Origin of the sequence: Pseudomonas sp. CBS (assembly GCF_024734645.1) — a bacterium.
Lineage (GTDB): Bacteria > Pseudomonadota > Gammaproteobacteria > Pseudomonadales > Pseudomonadaceae > Aquipseudomonas.
Genome location: NZ_CP102929.1, coordinates 5827048 through 5846397, shown reverse-complemented (window position 1 = coordinate 5846397; position 19350 = coordinate 5827048). Strand labels below are relative to the sequence as shown.

The window sequence follows — 19350 nt, the reverse complement described above, 5'->3', positions numbered from 1 at the left end:
CGCTTATCCGCGCAAAAAATCACTCTAGACTGAAACCTCACCTACACATCTGGAGGAAGGCACGATGAAAATCCTGTTGATTGGCGCAAGCGGCACCGTGGGTTCGGCGGTCAAGGCAGAACTGTCCCAACGGCATGAAGTGATCAGCATCGGTCGCAAGAGTGGCGACTTCCAGGTCGACATCAGCGACAGCGCCTCGATCCGCAAATTGTTCGAACAGACTGGCAAGTTCGACGCACTGATCTGCGCCGCCGGCAGCGTCAACTTCGTGCCCCTGGGCGATATGAGCGCCACCGACTTTGACCTGGGCCTGCAAGACAAGCTGATGGGCCAGGTGAACCTGCTGTTGATTGGCCGCGAGTTCGCCAATGACGGCGCGTCGTTCACCTTCACCAGCGGCATTCTCAACCGCGATCCGATTCGCACCGGTGCTTCGGCGGCCCTGGTCAACGGCGCGCTGGATGCATTCGTGAAAGCTGCGGCGATCGAACTGCCCCGCGGCCTGCGCATCAACTCGGTCAGCCCGACCGTGCTGCTGGAAGCCATGGGCAGCTACGCGCCGTACTTCCGTGGCTACAAACCGGCTCCAGGTGCGGACGTGGCGCTGGCCTACGCGAAAAGCGTGGAAGGCTTGCAGACGGGGCAGACATTTATCGTCGGCTGAAACACCCCACCCGGTAGTACCCGACCAGCTTGTTGTGGCGAGGGGGCTTGTCCCCCGTTGGGCTGCGCAGCAGCCCCCGTAAAATCACTGCGTTCCTCAAGGAAGAACAAGGTTTGCAGATTTTAGGGCTGCTACGCAGCCCAACGGGGGACAAGCCCCCTCGCCACAGTCAATTCAACCTGTGTCCCGGGCTTGTGATGCATCGCCAGCCTGCGTAACGTGGCGGCACTTATCAGGAGACCCGATAATGCGTGCCGCCCGTACCCTAGCTCTGTTTGCCCTGTTGCCCCTGTTCGCCGCCTGCCAGATGTTCGAGAACGAGCCGGCCAAACCCTCTCTCGCCGGGCTGACCCGCATGCAGGGCGAACTGACGGCGCAGGGTGACAAACTGCTGTTCCAGCCCTGCAACGACAAACGCAACTACGTGGTCAACGACACCGGCGGCACCAGCATCCTGCAGGAGGCCGCCTCCCTGGCCGGCCAGCAAGGCGCGCTGTTTGCCGACTTGCGCGGCAAGTTCTCCGGCGTTGCCAGCGGCACCCAGGGCACCGTGGACCTGCAACAGGTGTACCGTGTCGAGCGCTCGACCTCGGCCTGCGATGACCCGGATTTCAAGCGCATGATCCTGCGGGCCAACGGCCACAAACCGGCCTGGGCGATGAACGTTACCGCCAAGGGCATGGTGCTGGAGCGTGAAGGCCAGCCACCCTTGGCCGTGCCGTATGTGGAAGAACAATCGGGCGACGGACGGTTCAACCTGATGACCGAAGCCAACAACCAGCACATCGAACTCTGGGTGGCCCCGCAACGCTGTGTCGACAGCGTCAGCGGCAGCCTGCAGCACATGTCCGCCGAGCTTCGGGTCAACGGCCAGGTGCAGCGCGGTTGCGCATCGTTCGGCGGCTCGCGGGACGACTGATTGCCCCATGCGCTGTTTTAACATGACGGAAAACCGCTGTTGGGGCTTATAATCGCCGGTTTGCAAAACAGCCGGCCTCTTTGCCCGCCGCCTACCGGATTCCTGTCATGTTACGAATCACCGAACTCAAGCTGCCCATCGACCATCCCGAAGAAGACCTGCGGCCAGCCATTGTGCAGCGCCTGGGCATCGCCAGTGATGACCTGCTCGATTTCACCCTGTTCAAACGCAGCTACGACGCCCGCAAGAAATCGTCGGAGCTGTGCTTCATCTACACCATCGACCTGGAAGTCAAAGGTGAGGCGGCCCTGCTGCTCAAGTTCGCCGACGACCGCAACGTCAACCCGGCACCGGACATCAGCTACAAGGTCGTCGGCCATGCGCCGGAAGGCCTGACCGAGCGGCCGATCGTCGTCGGTTTTGGCCCGTGCGGGATCTTCGCCGGGCTGTTGCTGGCGCAGATGGGCTTCAAGCCGATCATCCTCGAACGCGGCCGCGAAGTACGCCAGCGCACCAAGGACACCTGGGGCCTGTGGCGCAAAAATGTGCTGAACCCCGAATCCAACGTGCAGTTTGGTGAAGGCGGCGCCGGGACCTTCTCCGACGGCAAGCTCTACAGCCAGATCAAGGACCCGAAATTCCACGGTCGCAAGGTGCTGCACGAGTTCGTCAAAGCCGGTGCGCCGGACGAAATCCTCTACGTCAGCAAGCCGCACATCGGTACCTTCCGCCTGACCGGCGTGGTGGAAAACATGCGCCAGCAGATCATCGCCCTGGGCGGTGAAGTGCGCTTCGAGCAACGGGTGACCGACGTGCTGATCGAAGACGGCCAGTTGAATGGCGTGGTGGTGGATGGCGGCGAGCAGATCCTGTCGAAACACGTGATCCTGGCCCTCGGCCACAGCGCCCGTGACACCTTCCGCATGCTGCATGGCCGCGGCGTGTACATGGAAGCCAAGCCGTTCTCGGTGGGTTTCCGTATCGAACACCCACAATCGCTGATCGACGCCGCGCGCCTGGGCAAGTACGCCGGGCACCCGAAACTTGGCGCTGCCGATTACAAGCTGGTGCACCACGCGAAGAACGGTCGTTCGGTGTACAGCTTCTGCATGTGCCCGGGCGGCACCGTGGTCGCGGCGACATCCGAGCCGAACCGCGTAGTGACCAACGGCATGAGCCAGTACTCGCGCAACGAGCGCAACGCCAACTCCGGGATCGTGGTGGGCATCACCCCGGAAGTGGATTACCCGGGCGGCCCGCTGGCCGGGATCGAGTTGCAGGAGCGTCTTGAATCCCACGCGTTCATCCTCGGCGGCAGCAACTACGAGGCGCCGGCGCAACTGGTGGGTGATTTCATCGCGGGCAAGCCGTCCACCGCCATCGGTACTGTGGAGCCGTCCTACAAACCCGGTGTAGCCTGGGGTGACCTGGCCCTGGCGCTGCCGGACTTTGCCATCGAAGCCATCCGCGAAGCGCTGCCGGCGTTCGAGAAGCAGATCAAGGGTTATTCGCTGCATGACGCCGTGCTGACCGGGATCGAGACCCGCACTTCATCGCCGCTGCGGATTACCCGTAACGAGTCGATGCAGAGCTTGAACGTGAAAGGCCTGTTCCCGGCGGGCGAAGGTGCCGGTTATGCCGGTGGTATTTTGTCGGCAGGTGTCGACGGGATCCGGATTGCCGAGGCGTTGGCGCGGGATATGTTGGGTATCGAGGCTTAACCACTGCCCTGAAAACGCAGCAGATCAAATGTGGGAGCGGGCTTGCTCGCGAATGCGGTGGATCAGTCGATTGATGTATTGGCTGACACATCGCATTCGCGAGCAAGCCCGCTCCCACAATGGTTATGCGGTGTTTCAGATATTGGCGCGCAACACGCTTTCTGGCAGCGCCTCTCCCCGCTCGACACTCGCCGCAACGGCCGCAATCAAACCCTCAAGCTCATACCCCTGCCCTGCCAGCCAGGCCTGATCGTAATAGGTCGTGGCATAGCGCTCACCACCGTCACACAAGATAGCCACGATCGAGCCCGACTCTCCCGCTGCTTTCATCTGCTGGGCCGCGATCAACGCGCCGATCAGGTTGGTGCCGCTGGATCCGCCCACTCGCCGCCCCAAGCGCTGCGCCAGGTAGTGCATGGCCGCCAGGGACAGCGCGTCCGGCACCTTGACCATCGCATCAATCACCTTGGGCAAGAACGACGCCTCAACCCGTGGCCGACCAATGCCCTCGATACGCGAGCCACACTCCAAACGCAGGCTCGCATCGCCGCTCAGGTAGTAATCGAAAAACACCGAACGCTCCGCATCCGCGCACAACACCCGGGTGCAGTGCTGGCGATAACGCACATAACGCCCCAACGTCGCCGTGGTGCCACCCGTACCGGGGCTGGAAATCAACCAGCTCGGCTCCGGGTAACGCTCAAAGCGCAGTTGCTGAAAGATCGATTCGGTAATGTTGTTGTTCGCCCGCCAGTCGGTGGCGCGTTCGGCGTAGGTGAACTGGTCCATGAAGTGACCGCCGCTTTCCTGCGCCAGTCGCTCGGACTCGGCGTAGATCTGCGTCGGATCCTGTACCAGATGGCTTTGGCCACCGTAGAACGCGATCTGCGCAATCTTTTCCTGGGAGGTAGTGGCCGGCATCACCGCAATAAACCGCAAACCCAGCAGCCGGGCGAAGTACGCCTCGGAAATCGCCGTGGAGCCGCTCGATGCCTCGATCACCGGAGCGCCAGGTTTGAGCCAGCCATTGCACAACGCATAGAGAAACAACGAACGCGCCAACCGGTGTTTCAGGCTGCCGGTGGGATGGCTGGACTCATCCTTGAAATACAACTCGATGCCCGGCAAACCCGGCAACGGCAAGGGGATCAGGTGGGTGTCGGCGCTGCGTTGGAAGTCCGCTTCAATAATACGAATGGCTTCGCGGGCCCATTGGCGGTTGTCGCTCATGATCGGTTTCTCTAAGGATTTCAGACTTGATCTTAGGATGTTTCCTACACTCCACACAGATACAGTCATGACTCAATTGGACACACACTTTTCGGAGTTTGACGCTCGAGTGATGAGACCGATCTCTTATAACAAATAAGAATATAACTTTTGTTTTAACAACTAACGGTACGGGTTAGGGTACCCACCTACTGAACTTTGATGGGAGAGCATCCCTTGCCTCTGCGTAGCACTTTCACCCGTTTCTTCCAGCTGGAAGCCGCCAGCGGTCTGCTCCTGATCGCAGCTGCGGCTTTGGCGCTGATCATCAACAACTCACCGCTGTCGCACCTTTACGCGAGTTTTCTCGACGTCCCGGTAGTCGCGCAAATTGGCGCGCTGAAAATCGCCAAGCCGGCGCTGCTGTGGATCAATGACGGCCTGATGGCCCTGTTCTTCCTGCTGATCGGCCTTGAAGTAAAACGCGAGTTGCTCGACGGGCAACTGTCCAAACCTTCGCAAGTGGTACTGCCCGGCGCAGCAGCCATCGGCGGCATGGTCGTGCCGGCGCTGATCTACTGGGCGCTGAACAAGGACAACCCCGCCGCCCTCGGTGGCTGGGCTATCCCTATGGCCACCGACATTGCCTTCGCCCTGGGCGTATTGGCCTTGCTGGGCAAGCGCGTGCCGGTGTCGCTGAAGTTGTTCCTGATGACCCTGGCCATCATCGACGACCTTGGCGCAATCATCGTTATCGCCATCTTCTACTCCACCGACCTGTCCGGGGCCTCGTTGGCCGGCGCAGCAGCGTGCCTGATCGCCTTGATTGCGATGAACCGGCTCGGTGTCGTGAAGCTGGGCCCCTACATGATTGTCGGGCTGATCCTGTGGGTTTGCGTGCTCAAGAGTGGCGTGCATGCGACCCTGGCGGGCGTGACATTGGCGTTCTGCATCCCGCTGCGCACCAAAAACGCCGAACCTTCGCCGCTGCTGACCCTGGAACACGCACTGCATCCCTGGGTGGCCTACGCGATCCTGCCGCTGTTTGCCTTTGCCAACGCAGGGGTTTCACTGACCGGCGTCAACTTGGAAAGCTTCACCCACCACGTGCCGATGGGCATCGCCGCAGGCCTGCTGCTGGGCAAGACCGTTGGCGTGCTGGGTTTCACCTGGGTCATGGTAAAAACCGGCCTCGCTGCACTGCCCGCCGGCGCCAACTGGGGCCAGGTGTTGGGCGTGGCGATCCTGTGCGGCATCGGCTTCACCATGAGCCTGTTTGTCGGCTCCCTGGCGTTTGTGCCGGGCAGCAGTGAATACGCTGGAATGGACCGGATGGGCATCCTGACCGGATCGATATTGGCAGCGCTGATCGGGTATGCAGTGACGGCGATGGCCGGTCGCAAGCAGGCACTCGTTCAAACCTGACCGTTACGAGCAATCGCTCTCCCAACAAAAAAACCCCAACCGGTCACCCGGTTGGGGTTTTTCTTTTCCTGCAACCTTACCCTTAGCGAGTAACGCGGCTGGTTCCGTTCACGGTCATGATGCGAACGCGGTCGCCGATGCGGAAGATTTCGTTCTCTTCAACCGCCTGGACGTAGGCGCGCATGCTGCCATCATCTTCGCGGACGGTGATTTCAACACCCTGGGTGCGGGTCAGGCCTTCTTCGGTGGCCGAGCCCAGCAGGCCGCCGGCGACTGCGCCGATAACGGCGGTCACGATGCTGCCACGGCCGCCGCCGATGGCGCTGCCGCCCACGCCGCCGATGACTGCACCCGCAGCGCCGCCGATTGGGGTCTTGGTGCCTTCGATTTTCACCGGACGCAGGGATTCGATGGTGCCCATGCGAACAGTCTGTACACGACGGGCTTCGTCACGGGAGTACGAGTCGCCGGTCAGACTCGAGGCGCAGCCACCCAGCAGCAGCGACAGGGTGGTAAAGCAGGCAACTAGTAAAACGGACTTACGCATAGCATCAACTCCAAAGGACAGGTATCCATTAAACCGCTGTGGCTTGCCGCCTGTCACGGCATGCCGGGCAGAAAATTGTTTTCATTCAGCCTTAGTACAGAGAACCTGTACCGAAAAACTCGACGAACGGTAGCAATCCCACCTCCCTCGGGATCTTGATGGACGCTTTCATCATTGTAGCCAACGGCGGCATAACGCGGCGCAGCGCTACCCATCCAAGGCCTCTGACTAGAGACTTCGGCGTGCAGCGCAGCATTCAGGCGAGGTGACGAAAGGTGGGCTCAGGGCGCCAGCCGCTCACGGGTCCAGTCGGCACCCTGCAAGCGGTAGTTCAGGCGGTCGTGCAAACGACTCGCGCGGCCTTGCCAGAACTCGATGCGCTCCGGCAGCAGGCGATAACCACCCCAGTGTTCGGGGCAGTCAGGCTGGGTATCGCTGAAGCGATGTTCGGTGGCCTTGAGCAGGTCCTGCAACTCTTCGCGGTCCCTGATTACCCGGCTTTGCGGTGAAGCCCAGGCTCCCAGGCGGCTGCCCAGAGGGCGGACCTGGAAGTAAGCGTCCGACTCCTCGGGCGTAACCTTCACCACCCGACCTTCGATGCGCACCTGGCGCTCCAGGGTCGGCCAGAAGAAGGTCATCGCAGCAAACGGCCGCGCCGCGAGCTGTTCGCCCTTGGCGCTCTGATAATTGGTGAAGAAGGTAAAGCCCTGTGCGTCCAGGCCCTTGAGCAGCAGGATCCGGCAGTGCGGGCGACCGTCCTGGTCGACCGTTGCCAGGGTCATGGCATTGGCCTCCACCGGTGGCTGCTCGGTTTTCACCGCGTCCGCAAACCACTGGTGGAACAAGCCAAACGGTTCGTCCGGGGCCTGGGCCTCGCTCAAACCGTCCCGTGTGTAGTCACGGCGCATATCGGCCAGTGCCTGGGTCATGCGGCTTTATCCTTCTTGCTCAAATAATCAGTTTTTTGCCTGGTCGTTCGTAGCGGCTGGAGCGGCGGCCTTGGCCGGTGCTGGCTTTTTAGCAGCTGGCTTGGCTGGGGCCTTTTTGGCCGCTGGCTTGGCGGCGGCTTTCTTGGCGACGGTTTTTTTCGCCGGAGCGGCCGCTTTTTTGACTGGAGCAGCGGCTGGAGCAGGAACGTCCTGCACAGCAACCATTTCAGCCTTCGGCGGGTTAGCCGAGTTGTACTTGCTCAGCAAGGCCAGCATGGTGGTGCGCTGGGTGAACATGATTTCCATGCGACGGTTCAAGGCACGGCCCTGAGTGCTGTCGTTGGCGGCACGCGGCATCAGGTCGCCCATGCCACGCAGCATCAGGCGGTCCTGCTTCAGGCCGCTGAGGCTGAAGATCGAGGCGATGGACTGCGCGCGCTCTTTGGTCAAAGCCTGGCTTACCGGCTCGGCACCCGAGGTGTCGACGTGGCCCAGGACCAGTACGGCGGTCTTCGGATCGCCTTCAACAGCCTTGGCAACGCGGGTGAATGGACCCAGGGTCACCGGCAGCAACATCGTAGGGCGTTTCGGGTTGTAGGAGCCGTCAACCGGGGCAATCACGACCAACACGTTGTCGCGACGTTCCAGTTGCAGGTTGCTGTCCTTGATCGCGAGGCGCAGGCGCGGCTCGTAGTCGTCCAGCCAGGCCTGGGTGATTTTTGGATCAGGCATTGGAATGTTGGCAACGTCGACCTTGGCCAATGGCTTTGGCTTGCTTTCGAACGGCCACCACCATTTGGTATCAGTATCTGTCTTGGCAACGGCAGGTGCGGCAGCCGGTGCAGCAGTGGGTGCGCCGGATGCAGGCGTTGCAGCCTTGAGGTCGGCTTTCAGGTCAGCCTTGGCATCGTCGGCTTTCGACGAGAACGGCCACCAGCTGGAGCCGGTATCCGCCTTGGCAACCGGTGCAGGCGCTTCAGCAGCAGGTGCAACCGGCGCAGGCGCCTTGGCAGCAACGGCCGGTTTGGCATCCGGCTTGGTGTCGGTTTGGCTCACTGCGTCCTTGGTAGCAGCCTTATCAGAACCAAATGACCACCAATGCCCACCTTCGGCATCATTTTGTGGGGTTTGTGCACAGCCAGTAATAGTGAGGCATAGCGCCAGTGCCAAGGACTTGTTCGATAACATGAGATATCCACAAAATGAGAGAAAAACCAGGGGCCTGAATGACCCGTTAAACAGACGCTTCTGGAACATTAAAGTTACAACATTTCGCCTAGCGTCTTTTTGTATGTGCCTTTGTAACAAAAAAACGCAAGACAGCAAGCTATTTACAGACAACCGGCCAATATTCTTACCAACTTTTGCGCCCGCGGGTCCATAAGTACATAAGGCCCCAATGTATTGGTCACAAAACCAAAGGCTACATCATGTTCCGGGTCGGCAAACCCTACCGAGCCACCTGCCCCAGGATGCCCAAAGGCCCGTGGGCCAAGGCCGAATGTAGCGTTTGGTACTTGCGGTTGATCCAACATGCAACCCAGCCCAAACCGGGTTTGTGTCAATAAGGTTTTATCCGGGCCGATACTGTGTTCACGGGTCAACTCTTCAAGCATGTCGGCTTCCAGCAAACTACCGTCGAGCAGCCCACTATAAAAACCCGCCAGACTTCGTGCATTACCGTGACCATTTGCCGCTGGCTGCTGCATACGCCGCCATTCGGGTTTGTTAGTGCTGGTCAGAATAGACGGCGGATTGGTAAATGCACGGGTAGTCATCGCCATCGGCTCGCGCATCGTTACTTGAAGTAAACGCTGTGCCGCCTCATCGCCTACATTGCCCTTGCCTCGAGCTATATGGGCAACCCGATGAAACTCTTCGTCGGCCAGACCCACGTGAAAGTCCAGGCCCAATGGCCGTGCAACCCGGGCCACGATGGACTCGCCGGGCCCACGACCGTCGGCGCGGCGGAGCAGTTCGCCCACCAGCCAGCCGTAGGTAATCGCCGCGTAGCCATGGCCTTCCCCGAGCTTCCACCATGGTGCTTCGGCCGCGAGTGCGTCGACCATCATTTGCCAGTCGTACAGCGCTTCGGCGGGCAGGGTTTCACGCAAAGCCGGCAGCCCGGCCTGGTGGCAGAGCAGATGGCGCAGGGTGATGGCTTCTTTGCCGGCTGCGGCGAATTCCGGCCAGTATTTGGCGACCGGCGCATCCAGCTGCAGCTTGCCTTCGGCCACCAGTTGCAGCGCCGTAACGGCCGTAAAGGTCTTGGTGCAGGAGAACAGGTTGGCGATGGTGTCGCTGTGCCAGGCCTCGGTACCGTCCTTGTCGGCGGTACCGGCCCACAGGTCGACGACGGTTTCGCCGCCAATCTGGATGCACAGCGCTGCGCCACGCGCCTGAGGGTCGTCGAACAGCGCGGCGAAGGCTTCACGCACCGCTTCGAATTGAAGCTCGTAATGACCCTGAATCTGCACCTAAGCCCCCTCGGAAAAGTACTACAAAAAGTGGCCGACATTGTTCCAGTCATTGAGTGATTTGTGAACCCGCACTCATCGATCTGGAGCCATCAATGGCCTTTGCCCGAATGCCCGCCGGAATGTTCTGCTCCCGGCCCTGCGGCATTGCCGTCATGCCCCGGTTTACCGCCTTCTCCGGTGTGAACCGCGGGAGCCGCCTTGGCCTTCTCGGCCTCTTTGCCCAGTTGGTCGACCGCCGCCAGATTACTTTTCCGCACACTGTCGACAAAGCCCTGGAATGGCACATCGGTGATGCCTACCAGGCCGAAGTGGCCGTTTTCACCGTCCAGCAGTCGGCCGGTGACCGGCTGATCCAGATACTGGAACCAGTGCACGCCAACAATCGACGGCTCGGCCATGGCCTGCTTGAGGAAGTTGGCGTAGGCAGTCCCGCGATCCTCTTCCCTGGCCAACTGCGTTACGCCACCCCAGAACGGGCCGCGGTCCGCCGAGCCGAAGTTGAACTCGGTGATCAGCACCGGCTTGTCCAAAGCCCGCAGCGCCGCGAAGTCATAACCGTCCTGGGGCTTGAGGGTGTACATGTTAAAACTCAACACATCGCAATACTGGGCGCAGGACGCCACAGATTCCGGGGTGCTGACCGCATAACGGCCACCCAGCAACAGTTGGTTCGGCGCGTGCCATTTCAGCGCGTCGGAGATGGTCTTGAAGTAGGCATCGGCGAAGGTCTTCTGGAAGTATTTGAAGTCCGCTTCGATTTCCGGGTGCTCAGGGTTCGGCATGGGCGGCACGAAGCCCGGGTCTTCCATCAACTCCCAAGCGGGCAATTCGATGCCCCAGGCCTTGGACAGGCCGTCCTGGTTGCGGTACTTGTCGCGCAACTGCTTGAGGAACGCGCGCTTGGCCGGCACGTCGGTGGTCATGCGCAACGTGCCGTAGGCCAGGGCGTAGCGGGATTTAGCATCATCACCGGGACCGGCCCAGGCCAGTTCGTTGTCGGCGAAGAAGCCGATCAACCACGGGTCATCGCGGTGGTCACGGGCGGCAATCGCCACCGCGCGCTCGGTGGCCATGGCGAAACGCGGGTCGAACGGGTCGGGCATACCGCCCCACCAATCGGTACCGGTGCTGATGCTCGCGTAATCGCCGACGATCGACAGTGGCAAGGTGTAAGGCACGCGGTCGGCGGTGGCCAATTGCGGCGCGCTCCAGTTGCCGACGGTGTTGAAACCCCAGGCTTTAAGACGGTCGAGGGTGTGGCTGACCCAGCGTTTCTGGTCGAAGCCTTCAGGCTGGCAAGGTGCAGGCGGCACACAAGGTTGGCCATAGGTACGTTGCAGGTTGGCGCCATAGAAGTCGTACCAGCGGCCAACATTAAAGCTGCGCCCCTGATCAGCGCCAATGCCGCTGCGGCTGTCGCTGCTTCCATAGTATTTGTCGAAAGGCTCGCCGGCCTTGGGCAGCGCGGCAAACATCCATTCGCGGCCTGCGACGTAGGTCTGGCTGTTGTCCGGCGCTACGGTGTTGACGCCCAGGGAGTAGAACGGATGGCCTTCCGGTGTCACCAGGTACCAGCGCCCGTCGCGCTTCTCGGTGCGGAAGAAGCCGCTGGCGTCAAAGGCCGGGCCCTTGTTCCAGCCGCCGTACTTGTCCAGGGACGCCTTGTCGCGCTCGGCCAGCCAGCCCTTGAGCTGTTGCTGCTCCTTGACCGCTGCGGCCCGCAACTGATCGTCACTGCTGACTTTCTCCGGCCACTTGGCGCGGGTGGACTGCCCATAGGCGTCCACCAGATCGCTGTAGGTGGCCTTGAGCACCGGCGCGATGTCCTGCACGCCAAAGCGCTCCAGCAGGATGCTTTGGGCGACATTGGGCTTGATCATCGACAGGGTCACCGACACGATCTGGCTGCGGTCGATCTCCCCTTCGCTGCTGGCCAGCAACACGCGCTGGCCATCGACGGTAATCGGCATCGGCGGGCCGGCCTTCATGCCCTGACTCCGCGGCGAGTTGGCTTGCAGCGGAATCAACAGCGTTTGCGCCGGGCCGGCTGGCAGGTCGATACGGCTGAACAGGGTCCTGCCGTCATTGCTCTGCACCTTGACGTACAGGGTCAGCGCCCAGTCCATCGCGCTTTGGATACGCAGGCTCATCGCACCGGATTGCGACCAGTCCCAGGCACCGGTCTGCGGGCTGAGCACCAGGCTCGGTTCGGCCGCCGGGTTGAAGGTAATACGGCGCAGCACTTCGCCTTCAGGGGTTTGTTCGGCGTTGTATTGCGGCAGGCTGGCGTCCTGGGTCGCCACCTTGACCACATCGGCGGGCCGTACAAAGTTGAACAGGGTTTGTTGCCCGGCAGGCGCAGCCAGCAATGGCGCGGCAAACAACAAGGCAAAAACAGCGGGCAGCGTGCGAATCATGTGAACAAGGTTCTCCCAAACGGCCGGTGACTGGCCTGATGAAGTGAAGCAATGGTGAGATAGACCACGAAGTGGGCGAATTCGCCCACGGGGTCTTAAGAAATTTCCCGCCGAAACGGCGGCAAAGCATTCAGGATAGCTTTCCCGTAGCGCTGGGTAACCAGACGCCGGTCAAGCAAGGTGATGGTGCCGCGGTCTTCTTCGGTACGCAGCAGACGCCCGCAGGCCTGGACCAGCTTCAAGGAGGCGTCCGGCACCGAGATTTCCATGAACGGATTTCCGCCCCGGGCCTCGATCCATTCGGCCAGCGCGGCCTCCACCGGATCATCCGGCACCGAAAACGGGATCTTGGCGATCACCACGTGTTCGCAGTAAGCGCCGGGCAAATCCACACCCTCAGCGAAACTCGCCAGGCCGAACAGGACGCTGGAATCGCCGCCATCCACCCGCGCCTTGTGCTTGTTCAGGGTTTCCTGTTTCGACAGATTGCCCTGGATAAACACCTGCTTGCGCCAGTCACGGTCGAGGCCGTCGAACACGTCCTGCATCTGTTTGCGGGACGAGAACAACACCAGCGTGCCCCGGGAACCCTCGACCAACGACGGCAGGTCACGAATGATCGCCGCCGTGTGGGCCGGTGCATCCCGTGGGTCGGCCTTGAGGTCCGGCACCCGTAGCACACCGGCGTCGGCGTGATGGAACGGGCTTGGGACCACGGCGGTAACCGCCTTTTTCGGCAAGCCGGCGCGCATGCGGAAGCGGTCGAAGGTGCCCAGGGCCGTCAGCGTGGCCGAGGTGACCAGTGCGCCGTAGGCCACATTCCACAGGTTGCGTCGGAGCATTTCCGCCGCCAGGATCGGGCTGGCGTTGACCTCGATATCAAACAACGCGCCGCTTTCCGACAAGGTCAGCCAACGGGCCATGGGCGGGTTGTCTTCCGGATCTTCGACGGTAAACGCGGTCCACAACTCCCAGTTGCCCTGGGAGCGGGACAGCAGGCTGCCAAACAGCGGGTACCATTCTTCAGCCTGGTTGCTGGCGATGCCGATGTTGACCTCGCCGTCCATGCCTTCCTTGAGCAGATCGGTGAGGCGGGTGAACAAGTCGGTCAGGCGTGAAAAGCCCTTCTTCAGCTCGACGCCCATTTCCCGCATGTGCTCGGGGATCAGCCCGCCAACGAAACGATGGCGCGGCCGTTCGCGGCCTTCCACGTCTTCGCCGGGCTTGAAGTCTGCCACCTGCTCACAGGCGCTGAACATGAATTGCTGCTGGGTCTTGATCTCCCGCGCCAGCTCCGGAACCTGCTCGATCAATTTGCCCAGGTCGCCGGGCAGCGGGTGCTGGGCGAGCAACTTGGTGAGGTTCTTGGCGGTGGTTTCCAGCCAGTCGGCGGTGGAGCGCAGGCGCGTGTAGTGGGCGAAGTGGCCGATGGCCTTGTCGGGCAGGTGATGGCCTTCGTCGAACACGTAGAGCGTGTCACGCGGGTCGGGCAATACAGCGCCGCCGCCCAGGGCCAGGTCGGCGAGGACCATGTCATGGTTGGTGACAATAACGTCGACCTTGCCCATGCCTTCCCGGGCCTTGTAGAAGGCGCACTGGCCGAAGTTGGGGCAATGACGGTTGGTGCACTGGCTGTGGTCGGTGGTCAGGCGCGCCCAGTCGGCGTCTTCCAGGGCATTGGGCCAGCTGTCGCGGTCGCCGTCCCATTTATTGCCGGCGAGTTTCTCGATCATGCTGGTAAACAGCTTCTGACTGACCTCATCGACTTCGATCTTGAAGCCTTCTTCTTCGAACAGCGAGGCAGTAGCGGTTTGCGCGTGGCCTTCCTGCAACAGCACGTCGAGCTTCGACAGGCACATATAGCGCCCACGGCCCTTGGCCAGGGCGAAGGTAAAGTTCAGGCCACTGTTGCGCATCAGGTCGGGCAGGTCTTTGTAGACAATCTGCTCTTGCAGCGCGACGGTAGCGGTGGCAATCACCAGGCGCTTGCCAGCGGCCTTGGCGGTGGGGATCGCCGCCAGACTGTAGGCCACGGTTTTACCGGTACCGGTGCCGGCCTCGACGGCCACCACGGCGGGGTCGCCACTGCGCCGGCCTTCGTCGTCGGTGTCGATATCCCCGAGGACCTTGGCGACTTCGGCGATCATCAGGCGCTGGCCGTACCGCGGTTTCAAGCTCTTGGCTTCGAGAAAACGCGAGTAGGCGCCCTGGATCGTGGTTTTGAGTTCAGTGCTGATCATGGATAGTCGGGCGCAAAAAACGCTGGATAAATTTTCAGTGGTTCGGATCGGCCGCTATCATACCCCGCTAATTAATCCCGCGCAGAACGGAGTACCCCAATGACCGTCTTTAGCTTCGCTTACACCCTGCATGTACTGGCCGCCCTGATTTGGGTCGGCGGTATGTTTTTCGCCTGGATGATCCTGCGCCCCGCCGCCATGGCCGCGCTGGACGGGCCTGCCCGGCTGAAACTCTGGGTAAATGTGTTTCAACGTTTTTTCGTGTGGGTGTGGATCGCGGTGCTGGTCTTGCCGATCAGCGGTGTCGGCCTGCTGCAACTGCGCTTCAGCGGGTTTGAGACCGCGCCGCGTTATGTGCAGGTCATGATGGGATTGTATGTGGTGATGACCGCGCTGTTTATCCGGATTCAGGCACTGAAGTTGCCGGAGCTGCGCACGGCGGTGGCGGCTGAGGATTGGCCGACCGGGGCGGCGGCGTTGGGGCAGATTCGTAAATTGGTGGGGATTAACTTGATTGTGGGGTTGGTGCTGGTGGCGATTGCTTCGGCACGGCCGATGTTCTGAAGATACCTGCGTAGCAGCTGTCGAGCCTTGGCGAGGCTGCGTACGCGGTGTGTCAGGAACACCGCCGACGCAGCCTCGCCAAGGCTCGACAGCTGCTACGCACATAGGCGTAGCGCTTTTATAGCCTCTGGATGGTCACAGCACCCGCAGGCCCCGGCTGCCCTTCCAACCCGGCCCGGCCCTTTTATTCGGATTCAGGCACTGAAGTTGCCGGAGCTGCGCACGGCGGTGGCGGCTGAGGATTGGCCGGCCGGGGCGGCGGCGTTGGGGCAGATTCGTAAATTGGTGGGGATTAACTTGATTGTGGGGTTGGTGCTGGTGGCGATTGCTTCGGCACGGCCGATGTTCTGAGGAGCCTAGTAGACCGCTTTCGCGAGCAAGCCCGCTCCCACATTTGGAATGCATTTCAAATGTGGGAGCGGGCTTGCTCGCGAAAGCGTCAGGCCAGTCGCCTCAGAGCCTCTGGATGGTCACAGCACCCGCAGGCCCCGCTGGCCCCGGCTGCCCTTCCAACCCGGCCCGGCCCTTCTCGCCGCCGTCCGCGCGGTACACCAGGCAACCCTTGGACTGCCCGCCTTTACCCGGTTTGCCCGCCGTGCCCGCCAAACCGCCGGCACCGCCGTCCACCCAGACTTTGATCTTCTCGCCCGGAAAGTCCTGCGGCAATTCCACACGAACCTGCGCGCCCGCCGCGCCCGGCAGACCGTCGCCGCCGTTATCGCCATTGGCACCGCGACCGGCCGAGCCCCAGGTGCAGCCCGGGTCTTCGCCGTTGGCACCGTCCAGCCCGGCATACCCCTGGGCACCTGCACCACCGCGGGCATCCACCGACAGTTCATCAGCCGTCAGCGAGTTAATCCGCAAAACCAAGTCACGCCCCGCCTTGGCCGGACGTTCGTGGGTACCGGGAGCACCGCGGGAGGTGATCTGGCTGCCATGTTCCAGCTGCGCCTGGCGCACCTGCAATTGCAGGGCGGTGCTGCCGGGCACGATGGCGATGCGCGCGTCGCGGCCCAGGTGCAATTCGTCCACTGTCACCTGGGTGATATTGGCGGGAATCAGCAAGGTGCCGTAATCCGCTACATCCAGTCGCTCCAACTGCAAAACGCCGCTGCTGTTGGGCAGGCGCATCAACGAGTTGGTCTCGACGCTCACGCTCTGGGCCAGGGCAATGGGGCTGACCAGCAGGGCCAACAGAAAAACCTTACGCATGATTGGCCTCCTTGTTTACATCATTAGTCGGTGTCGGCGTCGAAAAGCTCTGCACATGGAACATACCCACCAGCAGGATCTGCAAGCGGTCACGCCAGGGATGGGCACGGGTTTTCACACTGCCGTTGAATAACAGCAGTTCCAGAATATGGGTCAACAACAATAAGCTGCCGGCCAGATTGACTAACAGGTGGAACGGATTGATCAGCGGTGTGAACAGATTGACCACCACCACGACCCAGAACAGCAACGTCAAAAACTTCCCAAGCCCCCAAAACACCTTCATCCCGCACGCCCCCTTGCACATTATTCTTTGGGCGCACAGTAACGACTTCTACAGGCGTTGTGCCAGTGAAGGATTAAAAAATTGATGAAGGGGCCCCTGGGGATTCCGCAGGGGCCTTGAGGCGGGGTCAGCGGTTGATCTGAATTTCCACGCGGCGGTTCAGCGCGCGGCCATCAGCGGTTTTGTTATCCGCCACCGGATGGCTTTCGCCGGCGCCGATCACCGAGACAAAGCTGCTGCGCGGTATTCCGGAACTGACCAGATAGTCGGTTACCGAATGAGCACGTCGTTCAGAGAGTTTCTGGTTGTAGGCGTCTTTACCGACGCTGTCGGTATGCCCGCTGACGCGCAGTTGTGCACTCGGGGCCTCTTTTTTCAGGCGGGTAGCAATCACGTCGAGTTTGGTTTTGTCGGCCGCCGTCAGCCTGGCGGAGTCGAACTCGAAGTGCACGTCACGAATCACGATGGTTTCTTCCTTGACCACCACCACTTCCTCTTGAACCACCGCTACCGGCACCGGAGGGCAGCCATTGGCGTCGACCTGCACGCCTTTTGGCGTGCCAGGGCACTTGTCGCGGCTGTCCGGCACGCCGTCGCCGTCTTCATCACCATCGCCATGCACCCAGCAATAGGCGCCGGCCATGCCGCCGATCAACAACGCGCCGTAGCCTGCATAGGAAGAGCTTTGGGTTGCACCAATAGCAGCGCCGGTCACGCCGCCGACCGCGGCGCAGGTGGGCCAGTCGGTTTTTTGCAAGCCTGCGCAACCTGTCAATACTCCGGTTAGCAGAACCAAGGGTAGAGCTGTCCGCATGATGCTCATCTGACTTTCTCCTGAGGGGATCGGCGGGGGCCGACGGGTGGAGTAAAGACGGCTCTTTTCATCTGCGCCAGCGTGTCACACCCCAGTATTCATTGGGCCGGGCCGTTTATTCTCGCCGCCCGCTCTAGGCCCGTACGCTCAGGCAGGCTAGTCTCTACGGTCCTGATGTGAGGATCTTCGATGACTGCCGGTATTTCTTCCCGTACACCCCAGCATGCGCTCGCCGCGCTGCTGGATCTTCACGCGCCCAAACGCCTGCTGTTATTGGGCGCCAGCCAGTTCCCGGCGCTGGACGCCTTTAAGGAAGCACACCCGGATACCGTGGTGTCCCTCGCCGAGCCCGGCCCCTTGCCCGCCGAGCTTGCGGCCCAGCGTTTTGACCTGGCGCTGGTGGTCGATTGCCTGGAACACCTGTCAAAACCTGCGGGCCTGACCTTGCTGGGGGGCATTCGCAACCTCAATGCCAGCCGCATTGCGGTGCTGGTGGACCTGGCCGCCTGCCACTGGAAAGACACCGACTTCTTCTCCCTGGCCCTGCAAGCCAGCGAACGCTTCCAGCGCGACGGTCAGGTTTTGACGCTGTTTACCTATGATCTGCTTGACTATAAACAGGTGCCGGATTGGCTGAACGCACGCTTCTGGGCCAACCCGCAAAACTTTGGAAAGTATTGGTGGTAACCCAATGAGTACATCCATTTGCCCCTGCGGCAGTGGCAACCTGCTGGATGCCTGCTGCGGTCATTATCACGCCGGCCACCCGGCCCCCTGCGCCGAAGCGCTGATGCGTTCGCGCTACAGCGCCTACGTGTTGGGACTGGTGGACTACCTGGTGGCAACCACCGTGCCTGCGCAGCAAGCCGGGCTGGACACGGCCGCCATCGGCGCCTGGAGCGCCCAAAGCACCTGGCTGGGCCTTTCAGTGGAAAGCTCCGAGGTGTTCGGCGGCCAGCCGGAACATGCCTTCGTGACCTTTACCGCCCGCTGGCATGACAGCACTGGCGAACACAGCCACCGGGAGCGTTCCTCTTTCGTACAGAACAATGAGCACTGGTACTTTATCGACCCGACAGTGGACGTAAAGCCTGGGCGCAATGACGCCTGCTTATGCGGCAGCGGGCAGAAATTCAAGAAGTGCTGCGCCAGCTACCTCTGACATTCATTGATACCCGGCAGGCTCTTGCTTGCTATGCTGACTCTTCACACGGAGTAACGGCATGGTTTCTCAGGCACGGATATTCAGGACTTACAGCCTTCTGCTGGCATTGATGCTAGGGCTTTCCGGCTGCGCATCGTGGTTCGCCGACGACGCGCCCGCCCCCGAGGTGCGGCTGGTCAAGGTCGACCCCGTGCGGGTCAAGTTGCTGGAGCAGAAGTTCAAGCTGTATTTCCGTGTGGATAACCGCGATGACAACGACCTCACCGTGCGCGGCCTGATTTACAAGGTCAGCCTCGGCACGATGGTGCTGACCGAAGGCGAGTCCAACGAGTGGCTGACCGTGCCCCCCCACAGCCACGCTTTTTTCCGGGTATCGGTGCGCACCAACCTGTGGCCGCAGATCCGCGATGTGGTCGACATGCTGAAAAATCCGCGAGATCCCGTGCCCTATCGCCTTGAAGGCGAGTTGAAAACCGGTTTATTTATCGGGAACGACGTGCAGGTGTTGCGCAATGGCGAGATAATCCCCGGCGATTTTATTCCGGAGCGACATCGATGACTCAGCAACCCCATGTCCATGGTCCTGACTGCAACCACGATCACGATCACCATGATCACGACCACGGCCATGTCCACGGCCCGAACTGCGGCCACGCTCACCAAGAGCCGGTGCGCAACGCCTTGAAGGATGTAGGTCGTAACGACCCTTGCCCATGCGGCAGCGAGAAGAAATTCAAGAAGTGCCACGGGGCTTGAGT

Annotated in this window: 20 protein-coding genes; 10 read left to right on the top strand and 10 right to left on the bottom strand. The window is 61.3% G+C overall.

The window, feature by feature from the left end:
• Positions 1 to 64 precede the first annotated feature (64 nt).
• From NVB75_RS26615 to NVB75_RS26605, 3 genes are all read left to right on the top strand, one after another.
• On the top strand, positions 65 to 664 hold the full coding sequence (locus tag NVB75_RS26615) for a short chain dehydrogenase (RefSeq protein ID WP_258344046.1): 600 nt from the start codon (positions 65 to 67) through the stop codon (positions 662 to 664).
• A gap of 247 nt (positions 665 to 911) precedes the next feature.
• Positions 912 to 1583 carry a COG3650 family protein gene (locus tag NVB75_RS26610; protein WP_177027532.1) on the top strand — a complete coding sequence of 224 codons (672 nt, stop codon included), beginning with the start codon at positions 912 to 914 and terminating at the stop codon, positions 1581 to 1583.
• A 107-nt stretch (positions 1584 to 1690) separates the two neighbouring features.
• On the top strand, positions 1691 to 3304 hold the full coding sequence (locus NVB75_RS26605; protein ID WP_017479369.1) for an NAD(P)/FAD-dependent oxidoreductase: 1614 nt from the start codon (positions 1691 to 1693) through the stop codon (positions 3302 to 3304).
• Positions 3305 to 3439: 135 nt separating this feature from the next.
• Here NVB75_RS26605 and NVB75_RS26600 read toward each other — a convergent pair whose 3' ends face one another.
• Positions 3440 to 4537, bottom strand: coding sequence for a PLP-dependent cysteine synthase family protein (locus NVB75_RS26600; protein WP_258348750.1), 1098 nt, complete (start codon positions 4535 to 4537; stop codon positions 3440 to 3442).
• Positions 4538 to 4750: 213 nt separating this feature from the next.
• On the opposite strand from NVB75_RS26600, the gene nhaA reads away from it, so the two are divergent.
• Positions 4751 to 5938 (top strand): Na+/H+ antiporter NhaA, encoded by a 1188-nt coding sequence (gene nhaA, locus NVB75_RS26595; protein ID WP_258344045.1) that lies wholly within the window; start codon positions 4751 to 4753, stop codon positions 5936 to 5938.
• A gap of 82 nt (positions 5939 to 6020) precedes the next feature.
• Here nhaA and NVB75_RS26590 read toward each other — a convergent pair whose 3' ends face one another.
• The 6 genes from NVB75_RS26590 to dinG all read right to left on the bottom strand — a co-directional run bounded on the left by NVB75_RS26590 (position 6021) and on the right by dinG (position 14551).
• On the bottom strand, positions 6021 to 6485 hold the full coding sequence (locus NVB75_RS26590; protein WP_056857494.1) for a glycine zipper 2TM domain-containing protein: 465 nt from the start codon (positions 6483 to 6485) through the stop codon (positions 6021 to 6023).
• A 281-nt stretch (positions 6486 to 6766) separates the two neighbouring features.
• A complete protein-coding gene (gene pdxH / locus NVB75_RS26585) occupies positions 6767 to 7414 on the bottom strand; it encodes a pyridoxamine 5'-phosphate oxidase (protein ID WP_258344044.1) in 648 nt (215 codons plus the stop codon).
• A 27-nt stretch (positions 7415 to 7441) separates the two neighbouring features.
• Positions 7442 to 8602 carry an OmpA family protein gene (locus tag NVB75_RS26580; RefSeq protein WP_258344043.1) on the bottom strand — a complete coding sequence of 387 codons (1161 nt, stop codon included), beginning with the start codon at positions 8600 to 8602 and terminating at the stop codon, positions 7442 to 7444.
• Positions 8603 to 8745: 143 nt separating this feature from the next.
• On the bottom strand, positions 8746 to 9891 hold the full coding sequence (locus NVB75_RS26575) for a serine hydrolase domain-containing protein (protein ID WP_258344042.1): 1146 nt from the start codon (positions 9889 to 9891) through the stop codon (positions 8746 to 8748).
• Between the two features lie 92 nt (positions 9892 to 9983).
• Positions 9984 to 12311 (bottom strand): beta-galactosidase, encoded by a 2328-nt coding sequence (locus NVB75_RS26570; protein WP_258344041.1) that lies wholly within the window; start codon positions 12309 to 12311, stop codon positions 9984 to 9986.
• A gap of 95 nt (positions 12312 to 12406) precedes the next feature.
• Complete coding sequence (dinG, locus tag NVB75_RS26565; protein ID WP_008432096.1) at positions 12407 to 14551, bottom strand: ATP-dependent DNA helicase DinG; 2145 nt, start codon at positions 14549 to 14551, stop codon at positions 12407 to 12409.
• A gap of 99 nt (positions 14552 to 14650) precedes the next feature.
• Here dinG and NVB75_RS26560 point away from each other — a divergent pair, with 99 nt between their 5' ends.
• On the top strand, positions 14651 to 15115 hold the full coding sequence (locus tag NVB75_RS26560) for a CopD family protein (RefSeq protein ID WP_258344040.1): 465 nt from the start codon (positions 14651 to 14653) through the stop codon (positions 15113 to 15115).
• Positions 15116 to 15322: 207 nt separating this feature from the next.
• Positions 15323 to 15466, top strand: coding sequence for a hypothetical protein (locus NVB75_RS26555; protein WP_258348833.1), 144 nt, complete (start codon positions 15323 to 15325; stop codon positions 15464 to 15466).
• 102 nt (positions 15467 to 15568) lie between these two features.
• Here the strand turns inward: NVB75_RS26555 and NVB75_RS26550 are convergent, their stop codons facing one another.
• From NVB75_RS26550 to NVB75_RS26540, 3 genes are all read right to left on the bottom strand, one after another.
• On the bottom strand, positions 15569 to 16327 hold the full coding sequence (locus NVB75_RS26550) for a collagen-like protein (protein ID WP_258344039.1): 759 nt from the start codon (positions 16325 to 16327) through the stop codon (positions 15569 to 15571).
• Positions 16320 to 16613, bottom strand: a complete 294-nt coding sequence (locus tag NVB75_RS26545) for a DUF1145 domain-containing protein (protein WP_258344038.1) — start codon at positions 16611 to 16613, stop codon at positions 16320 to 16322. Before NVB75_RS26545 ends, NVB75_RS26550 begins: the two co-directional genes overlap by 8 nt.
• A gap of 127 nt (positions 16614 to 16740) precedes the next feature.
• The gene (locus NVB75_RS26540) at positions 16741 to 17436 is read right to left on the bottom strand and encodes an OmpA family protein (RefSeq protein ID WP_258344037.1); all 696 of its coding nucleotides are present in this window, start codon (positions 17434 to 17436) and stop codon (positions 16741 to 16743) included.
• Between the two features lie 180 nt (positions 17437 to 17616).
• On the opposite strand from NVB75_RS26540, the gene NVB75_RS26535 reads away from it, so the two are divergent.
• The 4 genes from NVB75_RS26535 (at position 17617) to NVB75_RS26520 (ending at position 19348) form a co-directional block, all read left to right on the top strand.
• A complete protein-coding gene (locus NVB75_RS26535) occupies positions 17617 to 18114 on the top strand; it encodes a DUF6231 family protein (RefSeq protein WP_258344036.1) in 498 nt (165 codons plus the stop codon).
• A 4-nt stretch (positions 18115 to 18118) separates the two neighbouring features.
• Positions 18119 to 18589, top strand: coding sequence for a YchJ family protein (locus tag NVB75_RS26530; RefSeq protein ID WP_258344035.1), 471 nt, complete (start codon positions 18119 to 18121; stop codon positions 18587 to 18589).
• A gap of 61 nt (positions 18590 to 18650) precedes the next feature.
• Positions 18651 to 19151, top strand: coding sequence for an LEA type 2 family protein (locus tag NVB75_RS26525; protein WP_258344034.1), 501 nt, complete (start codon positions 18651 to 18653; stop codon positions 19149 to 19151).
• Positions 19148 to 19348 (top strand): SEC-C metal-binding domain-containing protein, encoded by a 201-nt coding sequence (locus tag NVB75_RS26520; protein ID WP_003189235.1) that lies wholly within the window; start codon positions 19148 to 19150, stop codon positions 19346 to 19348. The genes NVB75_RS26525 and NVB75_RS26520 overlap by 4 nt, the downstream gene beginning before the upstream one ends.
• Positions 19349 to 19350: the final 2 nt, after the last annotated feature.

Coding starts and splice junctions, on each gene's coding strand:
- NVB75_RS26540 (WP_258344037.1), bottom strand. CDS start 17,436: ATGAGCATCATGCGGACAGCTCTACCCTTGGTTCTGCTAACCGGAGTA.
- NVB75_RS26525 (WP_258344034.1), top strand. CDS start 18,651: ATGGTTTCTCAGGCACGGATATTCAGGACTTACAGCCTTCTGCTGGCA.
- pdxH (WP_258344044.1), bottom strand. CDS start 7,414: ATGACCCAGGCACTGGCCGATATGCGCCGTGACTACACACGGGACGGT.
- NVB75_RS26570 (WP_258344041.1), bottom strand. CDS start 12,311: ATGATTCGCACGCTGCCCGCTGTTTTTGCCTTGTTGTTTGCCGCGCCA.
- NVB75_RS26615 (WP_258344046.1), top strand. CDS start 65: ATGAAAATCCTGTTGATTGGCGCAAGCGGCACCGTGGGTTCGGCGGTC.
- dinG (WP_008432096.1), bottom strand. CDS start 14,551: ATGATCAGCACTGAACTCAAAACCACGATCCAGGGCGCCTACTCGCGT.
- NVB75_RS26580 (WP_258344043.1), bottom strand. CDS start 8,602: ATGTTATCGAACAAGTCCTTGGCACTGGCGCTATGCCTCACTATTACT.
- NVB75_RS26590 (WP_056857494.1), bottom strand. CDS start 6,485: ATGCGTAAGTCCGTTTTACTAGTTGCCTGCTTTACCACCCTGTCGCTG.
- NVB75_RS26605 (WP_017479369.1), top strand. CDS start 1,691: ATGTTACGAATCACCGAACTCAAGCTGCCCATCGACCATCCCGAAGAA.
- NVB75_RS26545 (WP_258344038.1), bottom strand. CDS start 16,613: ATGAAGGTGTTTTGGGGGCTTGGGAAGTTTTTGACGTTGCTGTTCTGG.
- NVB75_RS26520 (WP_003189235.1), top strand. CDS start 19,148: ATGACTCAGCAACCCCATGTCCATGGTCCTGACTGCAACCACGATCAC.
- NVB75_RS26530 (WP_258344035.1), top strand. CDS start 18,119: ATGAGTACATCCATTTGCCCCTGCGGCAGTGGCAACCTGCTGGATGCC.
- NVB75_RS26560 (WP_258344040.1), top strand. CDS start 14,651: ATGACCGTCTTTAGCTTCGCTTACACCCTGCATGTACTGGCCGCCCTG.
- NVB75_RS26535 (WP_258344036.1), top strand. CDS start 17,617: ATGACTGCCGGTATTTCTTCCCGTACACCCCAGCATGCGCTCGCCGCG.
- NVB75_RS26610 (WP_177027532.1), top strand. CDS start 912: ATGCGTGCCGCCCGTACCCTAGCTCTGTTTGCCCTGTTGCCCCTGTTC.
- NVB75_RS26550 (WP_258344039.1), bottom strand. CDS start 16,327: ATGCGTAAGGTTTTTCTGTTGGCCCTGCTGGTCAGCCCCATTGCCCTG.